Source organism: Niveibacterium microcysteis (assembly GCF_017161445.1).
Lineage (GTDB): Bacteria > Pseudomonadota > Gammaproteobacteria > Burkholderiales > Rhodocyclaceae > Niveibacterium > Niveibacterium microcysteis.
Genome location: NZ_CP071060.1, coordinates 524,466 through 539,617 on the forward strand (window position 1 = coordinate 524,466; position 15,152 = coordinate 539,617).

The following is a 15,152-nucleotide window of genomic DNA, read 5'->3' on the forward strand; positions in this document are numbered from 1 at the left end:
CGTCTGTAACGCGTCAGCCACTCCGCCTGGTCAGGTGGCCGGGCCGCGTTGCGAGCCACGCAGGCGATTCATTGCGAGCGCGGCCGCCGCAGTGCGGGTTTCGACGCCGAGCTTCTCGAACACATGCTCCAGGTGTTTGTTGACGGTGCGTGGGCTGCTTCCGAGGATCTGGCCGATATCGGGACTGGTCTTGCCCTGGGTGACCCAGTAGAGCACTTCCGCCTCCCGCGTGGTCAGACGGAAAGTGGCGATCAATGCCTCGATCGCGGAGGCGTCGTTCTCCTCGCGCAGCACGACCAGCCATTCCTCGTCGCCGGTCTGATCGTGAAAGGTCGCCAGCAATCTGCGTGATCCGTTTGCGATCAGCAGGGTGCTGGGTTCGCGTCCGTCGCGGCGCGCGGCTTCCGCTGCGGAAATCCATTCGAGCAGGCGCGGTGGTGTTTCGTCGCGCTCGGTGCCGAAGTGGGCGTGCAGCAGTTCGCGTGCGAGCGGCGTCTGCCAGACCAGCTTGCCGTCGGCCGAACGCACCGCTACGGTTGCCTGCCCGAAGGCATCGAGCGCACTGCGCGCCTGGCGCATCTGGCGTGCGTTCTGCATGTGCGCGGCGATGCGCGCGAGCACTTCCTGCGGGCGGATCGGCTTGGTCACGTAGTCGGCGCCGCCGGCCGAAAAGGCGGCGACAACATGCTCGGTTTCCGTCAGCCCGGTCATGAACACGATCGGGATCGACTGAGTCGCGAAGTCCGCCTTCAGGCGCCGTGCGGTTTCAAAGCCGTCGATGCCGGGCATCAATGCGTCGAGCAGGATTACGTCCGGCAGGCTCTGCCGCGCCCGCATCAGCGCATCGTGGCCGTTGGTTGCGACCAGCACGGTGTAGCCCGCCTCGTCGAGCGCGTCGTGCAGCAACGAGAGGTTTTCCGGCAGATCGTCGACGATCAGCACGACGCCGGGGCGCTCACTGCTCGGCATGGGCGTCTCCGTGCTGTGCGCTGCGCGCTTTGCGAATGATCTCTTGCATGGGTTCGAACTGGAACTGTCGTGCGAGTCCGCGCATGACGCGGACGAATTCGAGGTAACGCGCATCCTGCCCTTCGAGCGCTGCGAGCGTATCAAGGATGCCGCGCAGGTAACCGAGCGTGATCGCGGATTCCAGCGTGGTCAGCGCGGTCTCGTCGGGATAGCAGAGGCTTGCCGGGCGCGGTGATGTGGGTGGCGATTGGCTTGCGGGCGGTTCTGCGCTGACCCATTCAAGCGCGAGCTTGTGACCGATCCAGTCGAGCAGATGCTCGACCCGCAGCGGCTTGACGAGGAAGTCCTCGGCCGGCAAACCAACGTCGTTGTCCAGTCCGCGGTCAAAGGCATTCGCCGAGAGCACCGCCAGCGTGGCGTCGCAGCCTTGCATGCGCAGGCGACGTAGCGTTTCCCAACCATCGATGCCGGGCATCGCGAGGTCCATGAAGATCAGGTGCGGTTTGAAGTCGGGCACACGCTCCAGGCATTCGTAGCCACTGGCCGCTTCGGCGAGATCGAAGCCGAGTGGGGCGAGAATGCTGCGGAGCAGCTCGCGGTCCACGCGCTCGTTGTCGACGATCAGGATTCGCCGTCGCACGCCAACATAGCCGATGCGCAGTTTGTCGGACCGCGCACGCACCGCCTGCAGGCCATGCACCTGTGGCACGAACAGCCGGACGAGAAAGGTGCTGCCGGTGCCGGGCGTGCTGCGCACCGAGAGTTCGCCGCCCATCAGGTCGGTCAGCATGCGGGTAATCGTCAAGCCGAGCCCGGTGCCGCCGGCGCCACCCTGGCTCGCCGCGCTGCCGCGCGCGAAGGGCTCGAAGATGTGCTCGATTTCGTCGGCCGCAATGCCCGGGCCGCTGTCGATGATTTCGCAAAGCGCCATTTCGCGCTGGTATCGCAGGCGGAAGCGCACCTCGCCGCGCTGCGTGAACTTCACCGCGTTGCCGAGCAGGTTGATGAGGATCTGGCGCAGCCGCTTCTCGTCCGCCCGCACCACCGGTGGCAACTCGCCGAGTTGTTCGAAGTGGAAGGCGAGGCCCTTGTTGCGCGCTTGCAGTTCGAACATGCCGACGATCTGCGCGATGAAGTCGGGGAAGTCGAGCGGGCGGATGTCGAGCGTGAGCTTGCCGCCCTCGATACGCGCGAGATCCAGCGTGCCTTCGATCAGCGACAGCAGATGGTCGCCGCTACGTCGGATTACCGAAACGGCCTGCCTTCGGTGCGCTGGAATCGATTCGTCGCCGTCCAGAATCTGCGCGTAGCCGAGGATGCTGTTGAGCGGTGTGCGCAACTCGTGGCTGATCGCGGTGATGTGGCGGCTCTTCGCGAGGTTCGCCTGTTCCGCCACCTGCCGCGCTTTCTGAAGTTGCTCGTCGGTGCGTTGGTGCGAGGCAATCTCCTGCATTAGCGCGGCGGTCTGGCGGTTGGATTCCTCCTGCGCAACCTGTCGACTCTTGTGCGTCAGCACCATCCACCACGCCACCACGCCGCTTACCAGTAACAGGGCGGAAAAGGCCTTGATGAAACTCTGCTGCAAGTGCGGCAGCAGCGCAGCATGCTGACTGCCGACGACGACCCACTCGTGGTAGTAGAGCAGGCCCATCAGTAGCGCGAGAAAGGGCACGATGCCGGCCATCAACAGCAGGTAATGCCCGAGGCCGGTTTCCACATACGGCAGTGCGGCGCGCGGCAACAGGCTGCGCAGCACGCCGTTCCACTGCGACGAGAGCCGCGCATGCGGCTTGCACAGGTCGTTGCAGCGCGCATCGAGCGAACAGCACAGCGAGCAGATCGGCCCCTGATAGGCGGGGCAGTGGGCGGTGTCGTCCGATTCGTACTCGCGGTCGCAGATGCAGCAGCGATGCGCGCCGTTGCTGCGTACTTCGGCCTTGCGTGCGAGGTAGTACTTGCCGCCGGTCGCCCACGCGATCAGCGGCGAGCACACCAGCGCTGTGCCGATGGCAATGAAGGATGCGAAGGGCTGCAAGGCGGGGCCGAGCAAACCGATCCAGGCCGAAATGCTCAAAGCCGAGGCGATCGCCATGCTGCCGACGCCGACCGGGTTGATGTCGTACAGGTGGCTGCGCTTGAACTCGATACCGCGCGGCGACAAGCCCAGCGGCTTGTTGATCACCAGATCCGCCACAACCGCCATCATCCAGCTGATTGCGATATTCGAGTACAGCCCCAACACCTGCCCGAGCGCCTGAAAGACATTCAGCTCCATCAGCATCAGCGCGATCAGCGTGTTGAACACCATCCACACCACGCGGCCGGGGTGGCTGTGCGTCAACCGCGCGAAGAAGTTGGACCACGCGAGCGAGCCGGCGTAGGCGTTGGTGACGTTGATCTTCAACTGCGATATCACGACGAACAGCACCGTTGCCCACAGCGCCCAGCCCGGTGCGCCGAACACATGCGAGAAGCCGATCAGGTACATCTGGTTCGGGTCCACCGCCTTGTCGGCCGGCACCGCGTTGCGCAGCGCCAGCCACGCGAGCAGCGCGCCGCCTAGCATCTTCGCCACGCCCAGCACCACCCAGCCGGGGCCGCCGACGATCACGCCGGCAAGCCAGCGCTTGCCGTTGGCGGCGGTGCGCTCCGGCATGAAGCGCAGGTAGTCCGCCTGCTCGCCCATCTGCGTAATCAACGCGATGCCCACGGTGAGCGCCGCGCCGAACAACGGCACGCTGAAGCGGCCGCCATGGCCATCGGCGCCCGCATAGCTCGCGAGGCCGGCGAGTACCGTCGGCTCCTGCCACAGCACGAAGACGAAGGGCAGCGCCAGCATCAGCAACCAAAGCGGCTGGGTCAGCGTCTGCAGCCGGCTGATGGTGGTGACGCCATGCGTAACAAGGGGAATCACGACCAGCGCACAGAGCACATAGCCCCAGGCTGGTGGAATGCCGAAGGCCATCTCCAGCGCGTAGGCCATGATCGCCGCTTCGAGCGCGAAGAAGATGAAAGTGAAAGAGGCGTAGATCAGCGAGGTGATCGTCGAACCGATGTAGCCGAAGCCTGCACCACGCGTGAGCAGATCCATGTCCAGCCCGTAGCGGGCCGCGTAAAAACTGATCGGCAAGCCGGCGAGGAAGATGATCAACCCGGTCGCGATGATCGCAAACAGTGCATTGATGAAGCCTGCCTGCACCAACATGGTGGCGCCGACCGCTTCGAGCACCAGAAAGGACGCCACGCCGAAGGCCGTGTTCGCGACCCGCAGCTCGCTCCAGCGGCGGAAGCTGCGCGGCGTGAAGCGCAGCGCGTAGTCCTCCATCGTCTCGCGCGCGACCCAGCTGTTGTAGTCGCGGCGGATCTTGATCACCCGCTGGACCGGGGCTGGGTTTGGAGTTTCTTGTTTGATTTCGGGCGGCATGGCTTGGGGGGACTAGCAAGCGGCGCGCCGGGTGCGATCTTTGGGGTGTGCGCTTTGTCAGGCGCAACACTGGGGCTTCCGGTTGGGGTGGCTCAGTTGCAATGGCCTTCCCGCTGAAGCCGGGTCCCGCCCCGGCGGGCGGGGTACTTTCTTTGTGCGAACAAAGAAAGTACCCAAAGAAAGTCGCCCCGCTTCAACGCCGCGCGCTTCGCGCACGGTGCCCTGCGCTGCTCGAAGCATCGGGTGGCTGCGGAACTCGCCCTCGCTGCGCTCGGAGCTCGAACAGTGCTCGCCACCGCCACGCTACGCGCGTCGGACCCCGATGCTTCTGCGCTGCTCGGCGTTTCAGAGGGGGAGGAAAAAGCGTCGGCGTGCGACCGCGGCAGGGCTTTCGTAGCCCGGATGCAGGCCGCAGGCCGGAATCCGGGAAGGGCAGTTGAGTATCCGAACTCGCCCGCCCAGGATTCCGCTCCGTTTAGCCTTCGAGCAACTTACACGCGTCGCGTCGCCGATGGTTTTGACTTTGGGTCCCGTCGAGAGCGCCGAGTAGCGGAGCGCGACCGGGAAGAAGGCCGAGGACTGTTTGAGCTCCGAGCGCAGCGAGGGCGAGTTCCGCAGGCCCCCGGTCGTGCGAGCAACGCAGGGGAGTCAGGCACGTAGTGCCTGACCGCGAACGCCGGGTCGTCTTTTCTTGGTTACTTCTTTTGGCGAAGCAAAAGAAGTAACACGCCCGCCGGGGCGGGACCCGGCTTGAACGGACAAACCGTGGCAATGCGACACGACCTATCGGTAGCCGAAACGTTGGGCTTCGCCGTGCTCAGCTCACCCTACGGGACTTAAAGAACGTAATCGTTGCAGCAATTGCGAGCAGACCAACAAGAGATCCAAGTGCCAGATCGACAATCCGTCCCCACAATTCCAAGGCCCGAATACGCCCCACAATTTCGTCGTAGGACATATCCGGAACGACGACACCCTCGATGGCTAGCTGATAGACGCTACTGCGCGGATCTGTGTTCGTAACTGCCGGATCTATCCACATGGTTCCCGTGGGCGCGGCGGCAACGTCAATTCTTCGACCGAGGTTCCGATCAACGAGATATTTCGAGACGTACGGCGCAGCGCGTTTGCCATCGGCTTCCAACCGGTAGCACGCATTAACGGGGTTTCGACCGCCAAAAAAACAGCGGTCTACAACAACACGCCCACGGATTACAGTCAGTTCGGCGAAGGGCGGAGCTGTTCTGGTTGGCAGCCATCGAAGCACACCAAACCAAAGCACGCCGGCTACTGCGATCGCAACAGCGACAAGACGCGCGGCGCAAGTTGAACCTCTGCGATTTCGGAGGTTCGGCTGCGCATCGGATTTCTCCGCAATCGTTTCGTTCATCGGTCCCGGCAGCGTGGGCGAAGGCGCTTGAGTGGTAACGATCCGCTGAGGTGTGAGGGCAACACGCAGCGCTGCGGGCCCGCCTTCAGATGCGGGCCGCGTCGGTCCGTTTTTGCGCTAGCGCGTCAAACCACCTCATCCAAAAGAATCGCCACCGTCAAAAGGTGCGCGCTGTTGAGGCACGTCGCCAGCGGCACATCATGCACATCACACACCCGCATCAGCGCGGCGATGTCTGGTTCGTGCGGCTGTGCGGTGAGCGGGTCGCGCAGGAAGATGACGAGGTCGATGCGGCCTTCGGCGACCATCGCGCCGATCTGCTGGTCACCGCCGAGGGGCCCGCTGAGCAGGCCGTGTACGGGCAGGCCGGTTTCTTCACGGATGCGTTTGCTGGTGGTGCCGGTGCCCATCAGCTTGCAGCGTTCCAGGCGGTCGCGGTGGGTCTTTGCGAAGGCGACCATCTGGTCTTTTTTGCCATCGTGGGCAATCAGGGCGACTGTTTTCATTACGCGTTGTCTCATTTCTTATTTGTGGGTCGGTCAGCCGGCACGAACATCGCTCCACGCTGCGCCGGTGAGGGTGGCGAGCTGAGCGGGGGCGAGGGGGAAGACGGAGAAGGGCGTGCCGGCAGCCGCCCAGACCGTAGTGAAGCGTTGCAGATCAGTGTCGAGCAGCAGGCGCACCGGCTGCGCGTGGCCCAAGGGTGCGACGCCGCCGATGGCATAGCCGGTGGCGCTGCGTACGAAATCGGCGTCGGCACGTTTGAGCTTTTCGCCGACCAGCGCGGCGACCTTTTCTTCGCTGACGCGGTTGTCGCCGCTGGCGACCACGACGATGGCCTGCCCGCTATCGGCGCCGCGAAAGACGATGGACTTGGCGATCTCGGCGACGCTGCAACCAATCGCGGCGGCGGCTTCGGCCGAGGTGCGGGTGGGCTGGTCGAACTCGACGACTTTTACGTCGAGCCCTGTGTCGTGCAGCAGTTGCTGGGTGCGCAGGGCGGTGGGGTGGCTGGCGGGTTTCATCGTTGCGGCGGAAAAGAGTCCGGCCGTATCCGGAATCAAAAAGGGCCACGCGTCCGGCGTGGCCCTGGGTGCTTAGCGCTTGAGCTGCGAGAGGTCGCGTACCGCGCCGGTATCTGCGCTGGTGGTCATCGCAGCGTAGGCGAGCAATGCCTGCGAGACGGGGCGCACGCGCGAGGCCGGCTTCCAGGCCTTGTCGCCACGGGCTTCCATCGCGGCCTGGCGACGCACCAGTTCTTCGTCGCTCACCGCGAGGTGGATGCGGCGGTTCGGGATGTCGATCTCGATCGTGTCGCCGTCCTGCACGAGGCCGATTGCGCCGCCCATCGCGGCTTCGGGCGATGCGTGCCCGATCGACAGGCCGGATGTGCCACCGGAGAAGCGGCCATCGGTGAGCAGCGCGCACTGTTTGCCGAGCCCGCGGCTCTTCAGGTAGCTGGTCGGATAGAGCATCTCCTGCATGCCCGGACCGCCCTTGGGGCCTTCGTAGCGGATCACGACGACATGGCCGGCCTGCACCTTCTCGGAGAGGATGCCTTCGACGGCGTCTTCCTGGCTCTCGAACACGATGGCCTTGCCGGTGAACTTCCAGATGGATTCATCGACACCGGCGGTCTTCACGATGCAGCCCTTTTCCGCGATGTTGCCGGTCAGCACGGCAAGGCCGCCGTCCTTCGAGTAGGCGTGCTCGACATCACGGATGCAGCCTGCGGTGCGGTCCAGATCCAGTTCCGGGAAACGCTTGTCCTGGCTGAAGGCGACCTGGGTCGGCACGCCGCCCGGCGCCGCAAGGTAGAAGTTGAAGACATCCTGGCTGTGGGCGTGCATCACGTCCCAGGTGTCCAGCGCGCCACCCAGCGTCTTGCTATGCACCGTGTGGCATTCGCGGTGCAGCAGGCCGCCGCGCGCGAGTTCGCCTAGGATGCCCATCACGCCGCCGGCGCGGTGCACATCTTCGATGTGGTACTTGTCGGTCATCGGGGCGACCTTGCACAGGCAAGGCACCTTGCGCGAGATGCGATCGATGTCCTTCATCTTGAAGTCGACCTGCGCCTCGTGTGCGGCAGCCAGCAGGTGCAGCACGGTGTTGGTCGAGCCGCCCATCGCAACATCCAGCGCAACGGCGTTCTCGAAAGCCTCGAAGGTCGCGATCGAGCGCGGCAGCACGGAGGCGTCGTCCTGCTCGTAGTAGCGCTTGCACAGCTCCACCGCGAGCCGGCCGGCGCGCAGGAAGAGTTGCTTGCGATCGGCATGCGTGGCGACGATGGTGCCGTTGCCCGGCAGCGAGAGGCCCAGCGCCTCGGTGAGGCAGTTCATCGAATTCGCGGTGAACATGCCGGAACACGAACCGCAGGTCGGGCAGGCCGAGCGTTCGACTTCGTCGACTTCCGCGTCGCTGACCGCCTTGTCGGCAGCCTTCACCATCGCATCGACGAGGTCGAGCTTGATGATCTTCTGCCCGGCCGGGTCGGCCACGGTGACCTTGCCGGCTTCCATCGGGCCGCCGGAGACGAACACCGTGGGGATGTTCAGGCGCAGCGCGGCCATCAGCATCCCTGGGGTGATCTTGTCGCAGTTGCTGATGCACACCAGCGCATCGGCGCAGTGTGCGTTGGCCATGTACTCGACCGAGTCGGCAATCAGCTCGCGGCTGGGCAGCGAGTACAACATGCCGCCGTGGCCCATGGCGATGCCGTCGTCCACCGCGATGGTGTTGAATTCCTTGGCGATGCCGCCGGCCGCCTCGATTTCGCGCGCGACCATCTGGCCCAGATCCTTCAGGTGCACATGGCCCGGCACGAACTGCGTGAAGCTGTTGGCGATCGCGATGATCGGCTTGCCGAAGTCGCCATCCTTCATGCCAGTGGCGCGCCACAGGGCGCGTGCGCCGGCCATGTTGCGGCCGTGGGTGGACGTACGGGAACGGTACTCAGGCATGGTGCTCACTCCAGGAAATGGCGCCGTCGGCGCCCGGCGACGCTGTTTGTCACAGCGGCACCGATACAATTCAGCTTTTCCGGAACGCGGGGCCGGCGCGGCGGATTGCGCTGCAAGGGGCCGATGAGCCCCGGCGCGACAACCCGGACCGCCCGGAAGCCAGAGGTGGGTTGCACCGCCTCGCATCCGACCTAAAAGATCAATTCTAGCGAAACTGGAAGCCCATCAATGCTTGTTCATCCGCAGTTCGACCCGATTGCTGTCTCGCTCGGCCCGCTGGCCGTGCGCTGGTACGGTCTGATGTACCTGGTCGCCTTCATGCTTTTCGTGACGCTGGGCAAGTGGCGCGCCAAGCATGGCCCGATCAAGGGCTGGGTCGAGAAGGATCTCGACGACCTGCTGTTCTGGGGCGTGCTGGGTGTGGTGCTGGGCGGCCGCCTGGGCTATGTGCTGTTCTACAAGCCGGCGTACTACCTTGGTCACCCGGCGGAAATCCTGGCGGTCTGGCAGGGGGGCATGAGTTTCCACGGGGGCTTCCTCGGCGTGCTGGTCGCACTATGGTTCTTCGGCCGCAAGACCGGGCGCAGCTTTCTGCAGGTGGGCGATTTCGTCGCGCCGCTGGTGCCGCTGGGCCTGGCCGCAGGCCGCATGGGCAATTTCATCAACGGTGAGCTGTGGGGGCGCATCACCTCGCCCGACGCATGGTGGGCAATGATGTTCCCGCAAGCGGCGAATGAGGACCGCGCCGCCGCGCTGCTCGACCCGGCCCTGATGGCGCAGCTCGCGCAATACGGCGGTTTGCCGCGCCATGCCTCGCAGCTCTACCAGTTTGCGCTGGAAGGGGTGTGTCTGTTCGTGATCCTGTGGCTGGTGTCGCGCAAGGCTCGCCCGGTCGGTTTCATGGGGGCGAGCTTCCTGATCGGCTACGGCACCTTCCGCTTCATCGCGGAATTTGCCCGCCAACCGGACGATTTCCTCGGCCTGCTGGCCGGGCAGCTTTCGATGGGGCAATGGTTGTCGCTGCCGATGATCCTGATCGGCGCCGCGATCATGGCGCTGAGCCTCAAAGGCAAGCTGCGCTGAATACAAGAACGGGGGCCGTGGCCCCCGTTGCTGTTCTGGGCGAACGCGTGCTTCAGTTGAGTTCGTCGTAGCGGTAGTACTTAGTGGCCTTCGCGGTCAGCTCAAGTGCCAGGCCGTCGCCTTGCAACTGATAGATCCACACGCCGTCATCCACTGCGAAGGCGCCGGCATAGGCGCCGCCGCTCTGCTTGTACTTCGCGGTGGCATTGGCCTGGCCTGAGGTCTCGAAGCTGCCGGACATGAATTTCTTCAGCTTCGCTTCATCGAGGAAGACCCAGACCTGGGAGAACTTCTTCACCCCCATGCCCAGGCCCGCCTGCACTTCCACCATCTTCAGGAACACTTCCTTGCCCGCCTTGTTGTAGGCGATGCCCTTGCCCGATCCACCGCCCGCGACGAGGATCTTCATGCCGAAGTTGTTGATCACGGCGTAGCCCGCGGCGCCGGCGATCAAGGACTTTGCTGACGGCTGTGTGCGGTACAGCTTGTTCAGCGTTGCCTTGACGTCCTTGCGGATCGTGGCGCGTTCCTTTTCCTTCTCTTTCGCGCTCATGGCCGCCGAGGCGAACATTGGCGTGAGCGCCAGAAGCAGTGCGAGTGCGCCACCCATCAGTCGTGCTTGCATGTCGATATCCCTCGTTCTTGTGCCATGGAGAACCAATGCTGCACTGGCGTTGCCGGGTCGGGTTGATGCGGGTCAGGCGATCGCCTTGGCGTACTGCCAAGGGCTTTGTGTGGCCGTCGTTGGAGCCTAGCCGAAGCACTTATGTGTGCCAATGTATCTTTATGTCGCAATTGCCATACTACGTGGCACGGGCGACGGTAAGCTCGCGGGACTTTTGGTCATGAATTGCCACGGAAATCCGAAATGATGTCCCGCCCCGGAGTGTTTCGCATGTCGCGTTTTGTTGCCTTCATCGCTGTTGCGCTGCTTGGCGCAACGCTGAGCGCCTGCAGCCCGAACAAGAACGACGCGGCCGAAGCCGCGAAGAAGGCAGCTTCGCAGCCATTGTTGCTGGCGCCCGAGGATGTCGCCCGTGTAGACAGTGCCCTGCACGCCGGCGGTCCGGTACTGACGGGCTCGCTGCAGCCCGAGCGCCGCGCGGACCTGCGCGCCGAGGTGTCAACGACGGTGCTGCAGGTGTTGCGCGACAACGGCGACGTGGTCCGCAAGGGCGACCTGCTGGTCCGCATGGACGACACGTCGATCCGCGACAGCCTGTCGTCTGCCGAGGAAGCCGCGCGTGCCGCAGAGCGTTCGCTGGACCAGTCCGAGCGGCAGTTCAAGCGCCTGACCACGCTGCAGGGGCAGGGCATGAGCTCGACCCAGTCGGTGGAGGACGCTGAAGCCCGCCGCAACCAGGCGCAGAGCGATCTGGCTGCCGCACGCGCCCGCGTGGTGGCGGCGCGTCAGCAACTGCAGCGTACCGAAGTGCGTGCCCCGTTCGACGGCGTGGTCAGCGACCGCAAAGTCTCTGCGGGCGACACCGCGCAGATTGGCAAGGAGCTGCTGAAGGTGATCGACCCTGCCAGCATGCGCTTCGAAGGCCTGGTGTCGGTGGAGCGCGTGGCCGAGCTCAAGGCCGGCCAGCTTGTGCATTTCCGCGTCGCTGGCGCGAACCGCGCCGCTTTTGTGGGCCATGTGCAGCACATCGCGCCGAGCGCTGACGACGTGACGCGCCAGGTTTCGGTTCGTGTATCCGTCGAAGGCGATGTGCCGCGGGTGGCCGGCCTGTACGCGGAAGGGCAGGTGGTGAGTTCCGGCGAAGCGGTCGCGATGTTGCCGGAGGCATCGCTGACGCGTGAGGGCGACCATGTGTATGCCTGGCGTGTGGCCGCCGGAAAACTGCACAAGGTCGCGGTGACCTTGGGCGACCGCGATGCCCGCAACGGTTTGTGGGTGGTACGCGCTGGCGTTGCCGCTGGCGATGAGGTGCTGCGTGCGCCGAACACTGGCCTGGTTGACGGCCAGCCGGTCGAGCGTGCTGCGGCCAAGGCACAGAAGTAAGACGCCCCACACCCACTCAGAGCGCGACCACCATGTTCCTGTCCGATTTCAGTATCCGCCGTCCGATCGCGATGGTGGTGATCATCCTGGGCTTGATGTTTGCCGGCCTGCTGGCGCTCAACAAGCTGCGCGTCAACCAGATTCCGGATGTGCAGCCACCCGTGCTGGTGGTCAGCATTGCCTACCCTGGCGCCTCGCCCGACTCGGTCGAGCGCGAGGTGATCAACCGGGTTGAAAAGGCGTTGCAAAGCATCGCCGGCATCGACGAAGTGCGCTCGACCGCAGCCGAGGGCAGCGCAACGATCGTGCTGATCTTCAAGTTCAGCAAGAACCTGATCGAAGCGGCCGACGAGGTCCGTAACGCGATTGCCTCGGTGCGCTACAAGCTGCCGGTGGAAATGCGCGAACCGGTGCTTGAGCGCGTCGATCCGTCGGCGGAGCCGATCATGCAGCTGGCGCTGTCGTCGTCGACGATGACGCATGCCGAACTCTCGCGTTACGCCGAGGACCAGCTTGCCGACCGTTTCCGCGCGATTCCCGGCGTCTCGGTGGTCGAGGTGCGTGGCGCGTTGAAGCGCGAACTGTCGGTGTTGCTGCATGCCGAAAAGCTGCGCGCGTTCAATGTGTCGGTCGCCGAGGTGGTCGCTGCGCTGCGTGCGCAGAACGCCACCGCGCCGGTCGGCAAGGTGCGCGGCGAGTTGCAGGACCAGAGCATCCGCCTCGTCGGCCGTATCGAGCGCCCGGCGGAGTTCGAGCAGATCGTCGTGCAGCGGCGCGGCGAACAAGTCGTGCGGCTGGGGCAGGTCGCCACGGTGCGCGACGGCTTCAACGACATCGACAGCCTGTCGGTACGCAATGGCCAGCCTAACGTCGGCTTGTCGGTGATCCGCTCGCGCGATTCGTCGACGGTGACGATTGCCGACAAGGTACGCAAGCTGGTCGAGACGGTCGGCAAGGAACTGCCCAAGGGCACCACGCTGGTCGTCACGCGCGACGGCGGCGAGGAAGCGCAGGACAGCCTCAACAACGTGGTGCATGCGCTGATCTTTGGCGCGGGGCTCACGGTGCTGGTGGTGTACGCCTTCCTCAATTCCTGGCGTTCCACGCTGATCACCGCGCTGTCGCTGCCGACCTCGGTGATCGCGGCCTTCATCGCGGTGTGGCTATGCGGCTTCTCGCTCAACTTCATGAGTCTGCTCGGGCTCTCGCTCGCGATCGGGGTGCTGATCGACGATGCGATCGTGGTGCGAGAGAACATCGTGCGACACATGGAGGCCGGCGAGGACCGCATGACGGCGGCGCTGCGCGGCACGGCGGAGATCGGCCCGGCGGTGGCGGCAACCACCTTCTCTATCGTTGCGGTGTTCGTGCCGGTGGCCTTCATGCAGGGCATGTCGGGCGAATGGTTCCGCCCCTTCGGCCTGACCGTCGTGACCTCGGTGCTGGTGAGCCTGTTCATCAGCTTTACCTTGGATCCGATGCTGTCCGCCTACTGGGGCGACCCGGCTGGGCACCACCTTGCGCCGAAGCGCGGGCTGGCTGAAAAGCTGGCGCACTTCAACGTCTGGTTCGATCGCCAGTCGGAGCGCTATGGCCGTCTGGTCGCCTGGGCATTGCACCACCGCGCGTGGATGTTTGCCTTCGCGGCTGCGAGCTTCGTCGCCGCGATCGGACTCCAGGTGAAGTTCGGTGGGTCGAGCTTCCTGCCCGCGTCGGACAACCCGGTGATCGCGGTTGATGTGCGCACGCCCGCGTCGAGCAGCCTTGAATACGCGCGACGCAAACTGGAGGCCGCAGCAACGCTGGCCCGCACGATTCCCGAAACGGTGGCGACCAACAGCCAAATCAACCCCGATGGCGGTCGCATCTACCTCGACATCGGCAAGAGCTCCGAGCGCAAGCGTTCGGCCCAGCAGATCGCGAGCGACCTGCGGATCAAGCTCAAGCAGCTCGTCGGTGCCGAATATGTGGTGCTCGACGACCTGAACAACGGCGCGCAGAAGCCGGTGCAGATCCGCTTCCATGGTGCCGACGCCCGCACGCTGCAGGCGATTACCAACGACTTCATGGCGCGCTTGCGCAAAGTGCCGGGCGCGGTCGACGTCGGGCTCTCGGAACAGGACCCGCAGGACGAACTGCGGATCGAACTTGACCGCGGGCTCGCCAACGCGCTGGGCATCTCGGCCAACGATGCGGCACAGGCACTGCGGGTGGCCTTTGCCGGCGTCGAGGTCGGTGACTGGGTGGACCCGGCCGGTGAAACGCGCGATGTGGCGGTGCGACTGGCGCCGGAAGACCGCGTCGACGCGGGCAACATCGAGCGACTGCCGATCGCCGTGGCCGGCAGCGGTGCCGTGGTGCCGCTTGACCAGATCGCCACCATCACCACCGGCAAGGGGCCGTCGAAGATTCAGCATATCGACGGCAAGCGCATGGTGACCGTGTCGGCGAACGCACAAGGTCGCTCGCCCGGCGAGGTGACCGAAGACGCGATGAAGCTCGCCAAGTCGATCGCCTTCCCGCCCGGCTACGGGCTCGAACTGGGTGGTGCCTCGAAGGACCAGCAGGAAGTGTTCGGCGCCATGCTGATCGCGCTGCTGTCTGGCATCGGCATGATGTACTTCGTGCTGGTGATCCAGTTCGGCTCTTTCACCGCGCCGCTGCCGGTGATGCTGTCCTTGCCGCTGTCGCTGATCGGTGTGGTGCTCGCGCTGCTGCTGACGCGCGGCACGATGAACCTGATGAGCCTGATCGGCGTGATCATGCTGATGGGGCTGGTCGCGAAGAACGCGATCCTGCTGCTGGACGCTGCGCGCAAGCTCGAGAGCGAAGGCATGGATCGTGAAGAGGCGCTGATGACCGCGGGCCGCAAGCGCTTGCGCCCGATCCTGATGACCACCTTTGCGCTGATCGCAGGCATGTTGCCGGTCGCGATCGGTGTCGGCGAGGGCGGCGAGTTCTACAGCCCGATGGCAGTGGCGATCATCGGCGGCACGATCACCTCGACGCTGCTGACGCTACTGGTGATTCCGAGCTTCTACGATTCGATCGAGATCAAGCGCGACTCGGCGATCCGCAAGTTCCAGCGCCGCGAAGCGCGCGGCAATGCCTTCCTCGCCTTCGTCACCACACTCGCGGAAGCCTTCGCCGCGTTGTTGGGCTTGCGCCTGCTGTGGCGTGGCTTCAAGTGGCTGTTCCGGGCGCTGCGTCGCAGCCCTGGCGTCGCCTGATCCGCGCGCTGGAAACAACACGGGCCACAGCGGCATCGCACGCTGTGGCCCGTTTGCTTTTGGTCTGCCGCGCCGGCGCGGCCTTGGC

Annotated in this window: 10 protein-coding genes; 3 read left to right on the plus strand and 7 right to left on the minus strand. The window is 64.9% G+C overall.

The annotated features are described in order from the left end of the window. Window positions 1-30 precede the first annotated feature (30 nt). The 6 genes from JY500_RS02460 to ilvD all read right to left on the minus strand — a co-directional run bounded on the left by JY500_RS02460 (window position 31) and on the right by ilvD (window position 8,743). Window positions 31-969 (minus strand): response regulator transcription factor, encoded by a 939-nt coding sequence (locus JY500_RS02460; RefSeq protein WP_206254957.1) that lies wholly within the window; start codon window positions 967-969, stop codon window positions 31-33. Further along, on the minus strand, window positions 956-4,342 hold the full coding sequence (locus tag JY500_RS02465; RefSeq protein ID WP_246479754.1) for a hybrid sensor histidine kinase/response regulator: 3,387 nt from the start codon (window positions 4,340-4,342) through the stop codon (window positions 956-958). The genes JY500_RS02460 and JY500_RS02465 overlap by 14 nt, the downstream gene beginning before the upstream one ends. Window positions 4,343-5,210: 868 nt before the next feature. After that, the gene (locus tag JY500_RS02470) at window positions 5,211-5,783 is read right to left on the minus strand and encodes a hypothetical protein (RefSeq protein WP_206254959.1); all 573 of its coding nucleotides are present in this window, start codon (window positions 5,781-5,783) and stop codon (window positions 5,211-5,213) included. A gap of 125 nt (window positions 5,784-5,908) precedes the next feature. After that, window positions 5,909-6,304: a methylglyoxal synthase gene (locus JY500_RS02475; protein ID WP_343073402.1), complete on the minus strand. Its 396-nt coding sequence runs from the start codon at window positions 6,302-6,304 to the stop codon at window positions 5,909-5,911. Window positions 6,305-6,322: 18 nt separating this feature from the next. Continuing rightward, the gene (locus tag JY500_RS02480) at window positions 6,323-6,808 is read right to left on the minus strand and encodes a YbaK/EbsC family protein (RefSeq protein ID WP_206254961.1); all 486 of its coding nucleotides are present in this window, start codon (window positions 6,806-6,808) and stop codon (window positions 6,323-6,325) included. Window positions 6,809-6,880: 72 nt separating this feature from the next. Then, window positions 6,881-8,743, minus strand: coding sequence for a dihydroxy-acid dehydratase (gene ilvD, locus JY500_RS02485; protein ID WP_206254962.1), 1,863 nt, complete (start codon window positions 8,741-8,743; stop codon window positions 6,881-6,883). A gap of 228 nt (window positions 8,744-8,971) precedes the next feature. On the opposite strand from ilvD, the gene lgt reads away from it, so the two are divergent. Then, on the plus strand, window positions 8,972-9,826 hold the full coding sequence (gene lgt / locus JY500_RS02490) for a prolipoprotein diacylglyceryl transferase (RefSeq protein WP_206254963.1): 855 nt from the start codon (window positions 8,972-8,974) through the stop codon (window positions 9,824-9,826). A 52-nt stretch (window positions 9,827-9,878) separates the two neighbouring features. Here the strand turns inward: lgt and JY500_RS02495 are convergent, their stop codons facing one another. Then, window positions 9,879-10,451 carry a lipid-binding SYLF domain-containing protein gene (locus JY500_RS02495; protein WP_206254964.1) on the minus strand — a complete coding sequence of 191 codons (573 nt, stop codon included), beginning with the start codon at window positions 10,449-10,451 and terminating at the stop codon, window positions 9,879-9,881. Between the two features lie 270 nt (window positions 10,452-10,721). Here JY500_RS02495 and JY500_RS02500 point away from each other — a divergent pair, with 270 nt between their 5' ends. Both JY500_RS02500 and JY500_RS02505 read left to right on the plus strand, forming a co-directional pair. Next, window positions 10,722-11,834 carry an efflux RND transporter periplasmic adaptor subunit gene (locus JY500_RS02500; protein ID WP_206254965.1) on the plus strand — a complete coding sequence of 371 codons (1,113 nt, stop codon included), beginning with the start codon at window positions 10,722-10,724 and terminating at the stop codon, window positions 11,832-11,834. Window positions 11,835-11,866: 32 nt separating this feature from the next. Further along, on the plus strand, window positions 11,867-15,064 hold the full coding sequence (locus JY500_RS02505; RefSeq protein WP_172201202.1) for an efflux RND transporter permease subunit: 3,198 nt from the start codon (window positions 11,867-11,869) through the stop codon (window positions 15,062-15,064). The last annotated feature ends 88 nt before the right edge of the window (window positions 15,065-15,152 follow it).